The following is a 13,197-nucleotide window of genomic DNA, read 5'->3' as shown; positions in this document are numbered from 1 at the left end:
CTATTTCCCCCCTATATTTATCATGCATTTAATTTCAGGGCCACCCATACCTACAGTTATAGGTTGTTTCTTTCCACACATTCCATTATTTATCCATAAAAAGTTATCAGATACCATAGTAACACTCTTTAACATATCAAAAGCTACGCCAGATATAGTCGTGTCCTTTATGGCTTTGCCTAACTTTCCATTCTTTATTTCATAGCCCATGCTTACTCCGAACATAAACTCACCAGTAGCATCTGCTTGGCCATTACCAGGATCCATAAGGTAGTATCCGTCATCTACAGAAGCAATCATATCTTTAAGTTTGTCATTTCCAGGAAGTATGCAGGTGTTTCGCATTCTTATTATAGGCTCATCTGAAAATTCATAGGCTCTTGCATTTCCAGTTGGTGCTACATTAAACATGGTTGCACTTTCCTTACTATGCATATATCCTTTTAAAATACCCTTATCTATTATAGTTACATCCTCAGCCTTAGTTCCTTCATCATCTATATATATAGGCACTAGACATGTATCACCAAAAGCTGTATTGGCATAATCAACTAAAGTAATTAATGGACTAGCTACAGACTTGTCCATATATTCACCTGCTATGGATCCAGATAAAACAAAGTCAGCCTCAGCAGTATGACCAATTGCTTCATGGGCAAGAATACCTGATAAATTTGTAGCTAATATACACTCTTTTAAACCAGCATTAGCATATACTCCCTCAGCCTTGGCTCTTAGCCGTTCATAAATATTATCTATTCTTTCATATAAATCAGCTGGCTTATCTAAGATATCTTCAAGCTGACCTAATCCACCTATTAATTCATATAATTCTATAGGTACTCCAGTTTTATCATTAATTACTAGATCAATCATTATATTTCCCCTTGGTAAAAATGAATACAACTGAGCTCCCGAAGAGGTAATAAGACTTTTTTCCATATTTAATTCATTAATTCTTATACCTCTGCTGATAAGATCACTATATTTTTTGGCAATATAATGGTCTATCTCTTTAGTAAATTCTATTAACTCACTTTGCGTTAATCTTGCTTTTTTTGTAGCAAAGGATTTCTCTATTGAATAGTTTGTAGTTATTAATTCCTTAGGCTTGCTTACTGTTTTAGAATTTAAAAATTCTCCGTTTTGTCTTGCAAGATTTAACACCTGTCTAATACTTTCATCATTGATATTAGAATTCGATGCAAATCCCCAGGCCCCATTAACGTTTACCCTTGCAGAAATACCGCTAGAAGATGATCTAACATTTTGAGTTAAATTACCATTCATCATCACTATACCGATTGATGAATTCTCTTGACATCGAAGCTCAGTATATCCTTTTAATAAGTCGGTATATTTACCTAAATTTGATATAATCATAAAATCCTCCTTGAATAGTAGCTTTTACTACGTACATTAAGTATATATTTACACTATTTATAAAATATGTCAATGAAATTGCGATGAATTGATTCATATATATTAGTTGAATATTTTCCGACCTATATTCAATTACATTGAAAACCAATTGCAGATGCCGTAAAAGAAGCTCCATTTTAGATGGTTTCTTTTACGGCATCAAATACTTAAGAAAAAATTAGTGTTGGATACTTAAAATGATATTTATCTATTTTTCTTTCTTCTCACCCATGCCAAACATACTATACATTTCTTGGTAGGTTGGATCCGTAGCTCTAGATATGGCATTTTGTTTTCTTACTTCTTGTAGATAATTCTCATCATTTGAATTACTAAAATTAGTTGAATTTGACACACCATTTATACTAGATTGTGAGGTTGAATCATTTGTGAAAGTAGTATTCATTTTGTTATTTTGTCTTGATTGTGCATTTTGTTTTTTTACTTGAGTTAAATTGTTATTATCCATTTCAATGCTCCTTTCAAATATGGCTAGTTTGATTTGAAACCAAATTATAGATTTAACTTTCTATGTGAAAATAAATAATAAGTTAAATCTATAATTATTTTGCCCAAAAATATTAATTATATTTTAAATTTCAATGTGGAAATAAATCAATATCGATTAATTAGATTTTGTTTGGAAAAATGATAATTTAAATAAGGATATTTATGTACGAATAATAATTTAAATATTACTAACACACTTTAGCAGTTGAAATTGACTAAGGTATAGATAACCATTATACTTAAAATTAAGAAAATATAAAATATTATAAAAATAATAATATGTGTTATATTCATTTGAAAAAATTATAGTTTAAAGTTAAAACGTATACATTAGGAGGGATATTGTGGTTAAAAGTTTAGAGGAGTTATTAGAACTTGCAAAGAAGAAAGAGAAGAAAACTATGTCGGTTGCAGTGGCACAGGACAGTGTTGTTTTAGAAGCTGTTATAGCGGCGGTAGAAATGAATATTATAAATGCTATACTAGTTGGAAATGAAGATGAAATAAAAAAAATAGCTAGTGAGAATAATATAGATTTATCTAAAGTTAGAATCATAAATGAAGGGAACATAAATAAGGCTGCGGCAAAGGCTGTAGAACTTGTTACAAATGGTGAGGCAAGTTATGTAATGAAGGGTTTACTTGGAACCTCAGATTTACTTAAAGCAGTACTTAATAAGGAAGCAAATTTAAGAACAAGTAACTTGTTGTCACATGTTATGGTTTATGACGTGAAAACTTATGAAAAGTTGCTACTTCTTACGGATGGAGGAATGGTGCCTTATCCAGAGCTTAAAGATAAGATTGGAATAATCAGTAATGCTGTAACTGTAGCAAAGGCTTTGGAAATAGATACACCTAAGGTTGCACCAATCTGCGCAGTAGAGGTTGTAAACCCATCAATGCAGGCTACACTGGATGCAGCAGCATTGTCAGCAATGAGTAAAAGGGGACAAATTAAAGGTTGTATAATAGATGGACCACTTGGTTTAGATAATGCAATATCAAAGGAAGCGGCTCATCATAAAGGCATTGTTAGCGATGTAGCTGGAGATGCAGATATTCTGCTTGTACCTAATATTGAATCAGGGAATTTCCTAGGAAAATCTTTAACTTACTTTGCAGGGGCTGAAAGTGCAGGAGTTATTGTGGGAGCAAAATGTCCAGTTGTATTAGTGTCAAGGGCAGATAGTGCTAAATCTAAGCTCTATTCAATAGCATTAGGAAGTATTTTAGTATAGAAAATATAATAAGAGGTAATGAAAAATATAAAAATAGGTTAATGATTAAATTAATATATAAATAATTTATGGGGGTATATACTATGAAAAAAGTTATAATGAGTGGTAATGAAGCCATGGCTAGAGGTGCCTATGAAGCAGGATGTCATGTTGCATCAGCATATCCAGGAACACCGAGTACAGAAATATTAGAGAATTTTGCTTTATATGAAGAGGTATATGCAGAATGGGCTCCAAATGAAAAGGTTGGATTCGAGGTTGCATCGGGAGCTTCAATTGGAGGAGCTAGAGCTTTAACAACTATGAAGCATGTAGGTCTTAACGTAGCTGCAGATCCTTTATTCACTATGGCATATGAGGGCGTAAATGGTGGTTTTGTAGTTATAACAGCAGATGACCCAGGAATGCATTCTTCTCAAAATGAGCAAGATAATAGATTCTATGCACCACACGCTAAGGTTGCAATGATTGAACCATCTGACTCACAAGAATGTCTTGATTATATGAAGGAAGCTTATGAAATAAGTGAAAAATTTGATACTTTAGTACTTTTCAGAGTAACAACAAGAGTATGTCACTCTAAGACAGTACTTGAACTAGGTGAGAGAAAACCAGTAGAAGTTAGACCTTATGAAAAGGATATTAAAAAATATATTATGACACCAAACCACTCAAAGGCAAAGCATTATGAAGTGGAAGAAAGATTAGAGAAACTTAGACAGTATTCTAATAATACTAAATTAAACAGAATAGAAATGGGAGATACAAAGATTGGTATAATAACTAGCGGAATTTCCTATGAATATTGTAAAGAAGTTTTGGGAGACAATGCATCTTATCTTAAGATAGGATTCTCATATCCATTACCAGATGAAATGATAAAAGAGTTTGCTGGTAAAGTAGATAAGTTATATATTGTGGAAGAGAATGATCCATATTTAGAGAATGCAGTAAAAGCTTTAGGTGTTAATTGTGTGGGTAAAGAAATAATTCCTATATGTGAAGAGTTAAACCCAGATATAATTAGAAAAGCAATACTTGGAGAAGTAAATAAAATAACTTATACTTTAGATACAAATCCACCATCTAGACCACCAGTATTATGCCCAGGATGTCCACATAGAGGAATATTCTATGCGGTATCTAAGTATAAAGATGTAATATCTTCAGGGGATATTGGATGCTATACTCTTGGTATGAATGCTCCACTTAATGTTACTGATACAGTAATATGTATGGGTGCATCAATATCAGCAGGTGTTGGTATTGAGAGAGCAAACATTGTTGGAAATAGAGAAGGTAAAAAAGTATTCTCATTTATAGGAGATTCAACGTTCTTCCATTCAGGAGTTACAGGCTTAATCGAAAGTGTATATAACAGTACTCCAATTGTAACAGTAATACTTGATAATAGAATTACTGGAATGACAGGACACCAAGAAAATCCAGGTACAGGTAAGACTCTTCAAAATAGACAAGCACCAATTGTTGATATAGAAGCACTTGTACTTTCATGTGGAATAAAGAAGGAAAATCTAATAGTAGTTGATCCATATAAATTAGAAGAGACAACTGCGGCTGTAAAAATAGCTCATGACAGCACAGAACCTTTTGTAATAATTACAAAACAACCTTGTGCATTAATTAAAGAAGTATTAAAACAGAGAGCTAACCTTAAATGTAAGGTAGATCCAGAGAAATGTAGAAAGTGTAAAATGTGCTTAAAAACTGGTTGTCCAGCATTGAAATTCCAAAATGGTGTAGTGGAAATTGATGAAAGTATGTGTAATGGTTGTGAACTTTGTAAACAAGTTTGTCCGTTCAAAGCTATAGAAAAGGTTGGTGAATAATATGAACGAAGTAAAAAGTATATTATTTATAGGTGTAGGTGGTCAAGGAACTATCCTTGCATCAAAGATATTAACTGAAGGGTTACTAAGACATGGATATGATGTTAAAATGTCAGAGGTTCATGGAATGGCTCAAAGAGGTGGAAGTGTTACTACTCAAGTTAGATTTGGGGAAAAGGTACATTCACCATTAATAGAAAAAGGTAAGGCAGATGCTATAGTTGCTTTTGAGAAAAGTGAAGCGCTAAGAGCTGTATCTTATTTAAAAGATGGCGGTCATTTAATAGTAAATGACTATGAGATACACCCAGTTCCAGTACTTATTGGACAAGAAAAGTATCCAGAGGGAATAAATGAGGTGTTAAAAACTTCAGTAGAAAATACTGTTATAATTAATGCTGCTAAAATTGCAAAGGATCTTGGGAATATTAAGGCTCAAAACGTTGTATTACTTGGAGCTTTACTTAAGGCTTTGGATGTTAAAGAAGTAAACTGGGAAGAGGTTGTAACATCATTAGTGCCAGCTAAAGCCATAGAGTTAAATAAAAAAGCATTGGTGGCAGGAATGGAAGGCTAAGTATCATTCTAAATCTTTGATTTAATTAATGAAACTTAATCCTTTGAACGAAGGAAAAATGAGTTTCATATGGTTTGGATTCAAAGCTATGATTTAGTTAAGGGAACTTACTCATTGGAAAACTATGAAAGTGAGTTTCGATTACTTATAGTACAGTAAATATTAGCTCCACATAATTATTTAATAATAGTGGAGCTAATATTTTTTTAATAACTATAATAAATTTATAGGATTTTAATTATTATTTGATATAATGTATAATATAAGAATATTATATCTATTTAAGTGGACGCATACAGTAGGATTTATACTTAAATAATAATTAGATAAGGCATCTGAAAATAAATAACAAGTCGGACATACTGACTTATTTATTTTTGAAGATGACAAAGAAGAATAAATTAAGATTTTATAAAAGAGTGTACACATATGAAAAATGATATTTTAAGGAGGAAGGTTCATGGGAATATACAAGGTGCCTAGTTCAGAAGAAATGAGGGCAATAAAAAAGTATGGTAAGCTATTTGAAAGTGTTAAGATATCTGATCCAGTGCTATTAGGAGGTACTACATATAGAGAAGTAATCTTCAAAAAGAAAGTGCTTTCGAAGTTTAAGAGCAAGGGGACAAGTTATTTATATATTGATTCAAATAATACAGCTGTAACTAATGAAAATACTATATTGAGATTAGGTAGAATTTTCTTTTTTATGGATGCATTTTTAAATGATGAAAGTGATAGTATAATAAAGGCATTACAGAATGATGATGATGTAGAAAAAAATAACGATGATTTAGAGTTAATGATGACTGGATTTCAGCTAATAGAGAGAAAAAATAAAAAATATACTATAAATGCTGAAGAGGTAGAAAACGTAAAAGAAATATTATCAAAATTACTACAGCTTAGAGCCAAGACAAATGAAAAGTTAGATATATTTTTAAAATTAGTAGCTAAAGAAATGAGTAAAAAGAAATATTTTGATGAAGATGTTATAGAAGCTTGTATGCCTAAATATAAGGATGTAATGAGTTGTAACTATGAGAAAGTGCAACTTATTAATAAGGGAGCAGAAAGCTATAACTATATTAAAAAAGCGGCAGAGAAAACAAGAAGGAATTATAGTATAAGGTTTGTTACAGCACATACCGAAGCATTAATGCGGGTTCACTATATGATGGGGTACTTTGAGAATCTAATAAGGTCTTATGGTAGTATTGTAGAAATGCAATATAATCAATATATGAAAGCTATAGAAAATGCAGGAAAAGTTAATGCTGAATATAAAGCATCAATTCTTAGAGGGCGTAAATAAAATGGACATTATTGAAGGTGAGGATTAGAATCAGTAGTAATATGGTAAAACTCAAGAATTAAAAAATACCAATTAAAAGAGAAGTCTTTTAATTGGTATTTTAATTTTAAAGGATAATTAGTGTAGTGAAGGTAGATTGATATCTCTCTGTATCTTTACTCTACACAGATAAATACAGCATCCTCTTCTTTAACTACCTTAATGTATTCAACTTCAGGATCTTCAGTACCTTGTACATATAATCCTGTATCTTTAAGTTTTTGAACGTAATCTACAATTTCCTGAGTTATTTTTTCACCAGGACATAGTATTGGAATACCTGGTGGATAAGCCATTAAGAATTCACCACTTATCATACCTACACTGTCTTTAATTCTTACGTCAGTTTTTACACTGTTGAAAGCTTCATTAGGTATTTGAATTTGTTCAGGTATACTAGGAATATCTATAAAGTCAGCTTTAGTAGAACCTTTTCCATAGTAGTCCTCGCTTATTTCTCTTAAAGCGATAAGAAGTCTTTCCATACCTTCTTCAGTGTCTCCGAATGAACCTACAATAAGTACATTATATAAATCAGAAAGTTCCATTTGTATGTGATACTTATTGCATAAAATCATATCTAAATCATAACCAGTTATACCAAGGTCACGACAGGTTATAGTTATTTTAGTTGGATCGAAGGCATAAGAGCCAGGGACTCCTAAAATTTCTTCACCAAAGCAATAGAAACCAGGTATTTTATTTACTTCATCCCTAACATAGTTAGAAAGTTCTATTGTTTTATCTAAAAGCTCTTCTCCGTGTAGTGCTATTTGGCGTCTAGAAGTATCTAGAGATGCCATTAATATATATGAAGGAGAAGTAGTGTGCATTAAATTTAAAACTTGTTTTACTCTAGGAATACTAACTCGCTTCGACTTAACTTGAAGAAGTGAACCTTGAGTTAATGCACCAATTATTTTGTGTGTACTTTGAGCACATATATCAGCACCTGCTTCCATAGCGGAAATAGGTAGTTTTTTATTAAAGTTTAAGTGTGGTCCGTGGGCTTCATCCACAATTAAAGGAATATCATATTCATGAACAATATCAGCTATTTGCTTAATATCAGTAGATACTCCATAATAAGTTGGATTTATTATAAGAACTGCTTTAGCATCAGGATTAGCTTCAAGGGTTTCTCTTACAGTTTCAGGAGTAACACCATTTGCGATTCCTATTTTTTTATCAAGTTCAGGTTGCATATATACAGGAATTGCACCAGCTAATATAATTCCACCAGTAATTGATTTGTGTACATTTCTTGGAACAATTAGTTTGTCTCCTGCGCCAACAACAGAGAGAATCATTGCTTGGATAGCTCCAGAAGTTCCGTGAACAGAGAAGAAACATGCATCTGAGCCATAAGCATCAGCAGCTAGTTCTTGAGCTTTTTTTATAGGGCCAGTTGGATGATGGTAGCTGTCTACAAGTTTGAAAACCGTAACATCGATTTTAAAGGGATTTTCACCTATAAAATTTTTAAAGTCTATATCTGCGCCTACGCCTTTTTTATGACCAGGAACATGGAATGGAAGGGTGTCCCTATTTACATATTCCATTAAGGCGTCAAATAGTGGGGTTTCATTTTGATTTAATTTATACAATTCCATACCCTCTTTCTAATTTATTTAATGCATATATCACTATATTTATATGTATAGTTATTATTTATGTAATTAGTGGTTTATTCATAAACCTATAAAACAAATCTATTATAAGATAATATGTGTGTCAATGCAATGAAAAATTTGTATTAGTAAGGGGATATTGTTTATTTTTTTGAAAATATTGATTTAAATTAATTATAATACAATTTTTAAAATAATATGAATAAACAACCATGTGAGGAATTTGGCGCGGATGAAGGCTGCTGAATTGCAGTGAATAAAAAAAAGGTGATTAATCATTAATTAAATGGTAATATATCTATGTATAGGTTAAAATACATAAGTGTTATAAAATAAAAATTGTGAGAAGGTGTACTATGAGTAATGAAAATTATTTTGTGGAAAAATTGGAGAAAATGTTATTCTTAGAAATAAAAGAGGGTAGTAAGATAAATGAATACATATTTAAAGAAAATGTATATTTGCCAGTAAAATCAGATAGAATAGTGTCTAAAACTAAAGAAGGGGATGATTTATCGGATATACCCGTAAATCTTTTTGTAGAAGGTATGTTCTATGCGTTAGGTGCAGATGAGAAGTTTAAATTTAACCGTATTTATATGGAGGTTATAAAATCTATTCCTAATAGTACTAAGTATATAAAAGGTAAAATATTTGAGAGTATTCAAAATGAACAATACGAAGATGGGTATATAATGTTAAAAGGATTGTTAAAAATTGAGAATACTAAAGAGATATTGGAGAAGGCTTTAATTTTAATAAATGGAATAAGAAAAACTAATCCAATATTTAAACAAGAGGCTTTAGTTCTCATTGAAGATGCTAAAAAAATTCAAGATTATGCAGAACCTTATTATTATGAAGGTTTAATTAATTATGAAGATAACAATTTTGAAAAAGCATATTTTAATATTAATCAATATATTGCACTAGGTGGAACTATAACAGAAGAAATTGAAGAATTAAAAGCTAGTTTGAATTTAATAAATACTTTTGATAAAGGAAAAGAACTAGTTTATGAAGATTCTAAAAATGCATTAGAAATATTATTACCTTTAATGGATGTTTTAGGAGATAATGCAGAATTATTTTATTACATAGCTATTGCTTATAGAGTTTTGCAAAATCACGAAAAAGCCATATATTACTTAAATGAAGCGTTATCAATTGATAGTGATTATGTTCAAGTATTCAATGAGCTTGGAATAAATTATGCTTCATTAAACGAATTTGAAACAGCTATAAAGTACTTCAGAAAAGTCTTTGAACTTACAAGTTCAGTTGAAGTATGTACAAATCTTATAATGTGTTATATAAATAATAAGGATTTAGAACAGGCAAGACTTCATTTAGAAATTGCTACAAAATTAGATCCGAATGATGAAATCGTTAAAGATATAGCAAAGCTATTAAAGTAATTAAAGTGAATAACAAGGTTGTAATATTGTAATAATAAATAATATTTTATTAATAAATCTAAATTTAATTGAGTTTATTTATAGAAAACAGTATAATCATGTATAGTAAACTGTTATTTTTATGAAGAATAGTAAAGAATGAATTAGTTAAATAGTATCATTGATTTTAGGAAGTGAAATAATGAAAAAAGAAAACAAAATTATAGTAGTGGACATAATTCTAATTGTAGTAAGCTTATATTTAGCATTATTACTGAAATTTGACTTTAAGATTAAACCAGAGTATATAAATTTATTTAAGATATCTATAATACCAGTTGTGATTTTCACAATAGTATTTAATATTATCTTTAAACTTTACAGTAACATTTGGAAATACGCATCGGTTGGTGAACTATTATCCATAGTTTATTCTATGGCCGCATCAAATATTGTATTTGTTGTTTATGGGTATTTTATAAATCGTATGTTATTTAAAACTCAATTTTTTAGATTCCCAATTACAGTGCATATAATATTTTGGCTATTAGGTGTGTTAAGTCTTGGCGGAATACGTTTCATATATCGTATTTTAGAAAATAATTGTGCAGGCAAATTAGAAATGATTAAAACAAAGAATTTGCTAATAATTGGTGCTGGAGATGCAGGAGCGATATTAATTAAAGAGATTAAAAATAACACTAGTTTAAATTATAAAATTGTTGGTTTAGTAGATGACAATACAAATAAAATTGGAAAGAGAATTAATGGTGTAAAAGTATTAGGTGATAGAAATAAAATTATATCAATTTGCAAATTAAATAAAGTTGATGAAATCATGTTGGCTATGCCTTCAGTAGATAAACATACAAAGAAAGATATTTTAAATATATGTAAGCAAGTTACTAATAACATAAAGACTATGCCAGGCATATATAAAATCATTGACGACAATGTAAATGTTAAGCACATGCGAGATGTGAATATAGATGATTTGCTAGGCAGAGACTCTATAAAATTAAAATCAGAGGATATAGATAAATATATAAAAGGTAAAACAATTTTAGTTACTGGTGGTGGTGGAAGCATTGGGTCAGAAATCATTAGGCAGATAGCGAAATTTGATCCAAAGAAAATCTTGATTTTAGATATCTATGAGAACAATGCGTATGATTTGGAAATGGAATTTAATAGAAATTGTCCTGAGATAAATAAAAGAGTATTAATTGCATCAGTAAGAGATTTAGTGAGATTAGAACAGATATTTAATGAGCATAAACCAGAGGTTGTATTCCATGCAGCAGCACATAAACATGTTCCTTTAATGGAAGATAACGTTGGCGATGCTGTTAAGAACAATATACTTGGAACTTATAATGTGGCTAAGTGTTGTGATAAATACAATGTTGATAAATTTGTACTTATTAGTACAGATAAAGCTGTAAATCCAACAAACGTAATGGGGGCAACAAAGAGATTTTGTGAGCTTATAATTCAGGCGTTTAATGAGAAAAGTAGTACTGATTATGTAGCAGTAAGATTCGGTAATGTATTAGGTAGTAATGGTTCAGTAATACCATTATTTAAAAAACAAATAGAAAAGGGTGGGCCTGTAACGATAACTCATCCAGAGATAACTAGATTCTTTATGACAATACCAGAAGCAGCTCAGCTTGTTATACAAGCGGGTGGACTCGCAGATGGTGGAGAAATATTTGTGTTAGATATGGGAAAACCAGTAAAAATGGTTGATTTAGCAAGGGATTTAATAACTCTTTCAGGATTCAAGCCAGATGTAGATATAAAAATTGAATATGTAGGGTTAAGACCTGGAGAAAAGCTTTATGAAGAACTTCTAATGGATGAAATTGCATTGACTTCAACAGAACATAGTAAAATATTTGTAGAAAAGCCAAAGGATGCTACTATGGAGTTTATAGAAGAATCTATAGCACGGTTTAGAAATGTTGATAACATGAATAAAGAAGAAATAATAAAATTGATTCAGGAGAAGGTGCCTACCTACGTAAGGAAAAGTTAATATAATAATTTTAAAAAACTCTAGGAGGAATTAGTATGAAAATATTTAATGTTGCAGTTGTTGGTTGTGGAAGAATATCATATAAGGGTATAGAGGCTATAGTAAATAATAAGGGAACTTTGAAGTTAGTTGCAACTTGTGATCCAGCAGAGGAAAAAGCTATAGCAAAGAAAGTTGAATATATAGAAAAATTAGGTGAAGACGTTAAAGTTAATACATATAAAGATTATAAAGAGATGTTAGATAAGGAAGATATAGATATAGTATATATTGCTACAGAGAGTGGATATCATCCGGCAATAGCTATAGATTGCATGAATAAAGGTAGTCATATTATAGTTGAAAAGCCAATGGCATTATCTACTAAGGATGCAGATGATATGATAGCATGTGCTAAGAAAAATAATGTTAAACTTTGTGTATCACACCAAAATAGATTTAATGATGCAATTCAAAAGTTAAGAAAAGAAGTAGATGCAGATAAGTTTGGGAAAATGGTAAATGGTACTGCTAGAATACTTTGGAATAGAAATATGGGATATTATGAGCAGGCACCATGGAGAGGAACTTACGAATTTGATGGTGGAACTCTAATGAATCAATGTATTCACAACATAGATTTGTTACAATGGATGATGAACTCAGAAGTTGACACTGTATATGCTCAATGCGATACTTTCCTTAGAGATATTGAAGCTGAAGATTTTGGAGCTATAATGATAAGATTTAAGAGTGGTGCTATAGGGATAATTGAAGGTAGTGCGTGTGTATATCCTAAGAACTTAGAGGAGACTTTAAGCCTATTTGGAGAAAAAGCTGCAGTTTCTATCGGAGGCCTTGCTGTTAATAAAATTGAAACATGGAGAATTGAAGGTTCAGAAGAATCCGAAGAAAAAGTGCTTTCATCTCAAGAATCAGATCCAGATAGCGTATATGGATTTGGACATACATTATTATTCAAGGATGTAGTTGATGCTATAGTAAATGATAGAGAGCCACTTATAAATGGTGAAGAAGGTAAAAAACCGTTGGAAATTATACTTGCTGCATATAAATCAACAGCAACAGGAATGCCAGTAAAATTCCCAATTGGAGATTTTTCAACTATGGATATGAAAGAACTTAAAAAAACAACTAATTAAAACATAAATATATATTTAATAATATGGAGAGT

At 30.7% G+C, this 13,197-nt stretch carries 10 protein-coding genes; 7 read left to right on the top strand and 3 right to left on the bottom strand.

The features are described 5' to 3' along the window. The gene (locus tag RSA29_RS09025; RefSeq protein ID WP_346943166.1) at positions 1-1,383 is read right to left on the bottom strand and encodes a TldD/PmbA family protein; all 1,383 of its coding nucleotides are present in this window, start codon (positions 1,381-1,383) and stop codon (positions 1-3) included. Between the two features lie 247 nt (positions 1,384-1,630). Then, complete coding sequence (locus RSA29_RS09020; RefSeq protein ID WP_346943167.1) at positions 1,631-1,891, bottom strand: hypothetical protein; 261 nt, start codon at positions 1,889-1,891, stop codon at positions 1,631-1,633. A gap of 385 nt (positions 1,892-2,276) precedes the next feature. Here RSA29_RS09020 and RSA29_RS09015 point away from each other — a divergent pair, with 385 nt between their 5' ends. From RSA29_RS09015 to RSA29_RS09000, 4 genes are all read left to right on the top strand, one after another. Continuing rightward, a complete protein-coding gene (locus RSA29_RS09015) occupies positions 2,277-3,173 on the top strand; it encodes a phosphate butyryltransferase (protein WP_346943168.1) in 897 nt (298 codons plus the stop codon). A gap of 83 nt (positions 3,174-3,256) precedes the next feature. Then, entirely contained in the window at positions 3,257-5,023 is a 1,767-nt protein-coding gene (gene iorA / locus RSA29_RS09010) for an indolepyruvate ferredoxin oxidoreductase subunit alpha (RefSeq protein ID WP_346943169.1), read from the top strand. 1 nt (position 5,024) lies between these two features. Continuing rightward, positions 5,025-5,600 (top strand): indolepyruvate oxidoreductase subunit beta, encoded by a 576-nt coding sequence (locus RSA29_RS09005; RefSeq protein ID WP_346933860.1) that lies wholly within the window; start codon positions 5,025-5,027, stop codon positions 5,598-5,600. Between the two features lie 460 nt (positions 5,601-6,060). Then, complete coding sequence (locus RSA29_RS09000; RefSeq protein ID WP_346943170.1) at positions 6,061-6,915, top strand: hypothetical protein; 855 nt, start codon at positions 6,061-6,063, stop codon at positions 6,913-6,915. 155 nt (positions 6,916-7,070) lie between these two features. Here RSA29_RS09000 and RSA29_RS08995 read toward each other — a convergent pair whose 3' ends face one another. After that, the gene (locus tag RSA29_RS08995) at positions 7,071-8,561 is read right to left on the bottom strand and encodes an aminotransferase class I/II-fold pyridoxal phosphate-dependent enzyme (protein ID WP_346943171.1); all 1,491 of its coding nucleotides are present in this window, start codon (positions 8,559-8,561) and stop codon (positions 7,071-7,073) included. Positions 8,562-8,941: 380 nt separating this feature from the next. Between RSA29_RS08995 and RSA29_RS08990 the strand changes: the two genes are divergently transcribed. The 3 genes from RSA29_RS08990 to RSA29_RS08980 all read left to right on the top strand — a co-directional run bounded on the left by RSA29_RS08990 (position 8,942) and on the right by RSA29_RS08980 (position 13,165). Then, on the top strand, positions 8,942-10,003 hold the full coding sequence (locus RSA29_RS08990) for a capsular biosynthesis protein (protein WP_346933862.1): 1,062 nt from the start codon (positions 8,942-8,944) through the stop codon (positions 10,001-10,003). 181 nt (positions 10,004-10,184) lie between these two features. After that, the gene (locus RSA29_RS08985; RefSeq protein ID WP_346933863.1) at positions 10,185-12,023 is read left to right on the top strand and encodes a nucleoside-diphosphate sugar epimerase/dehydratase; all 1,839 of its coding nucleotides are present in this window, start codon (positions 10,185-10,187) and stop codon (positions 12,021-12,023) included. Between the two features lie 35 nt (positions 12,024-12,058). Next, on the top strand, positions 12,059-13,165 hold the full coding sequence (locus tag RSA29_RS08980; protein ID WP_346933864.1) for a Gfo/Idh/MocA family oxidoreductase: 1,107 nt from the start codon (positions 12,059-12,061) through the stop codon (positions 13,163-13,165). Positions 13,166-13,197: the final 32 nt, after the last annotated feature.

The organism is Clostridium sp., assembly GCF_036660475.1.
Taxonomy (GTDB): Bacteria; Bacillota; Clostridia; order Clostridiales; family Clostridiaceae; genus Clostridium_J.
This window is presented reverse-complemented; position numbering and strand designations above follow the sequence as displayed.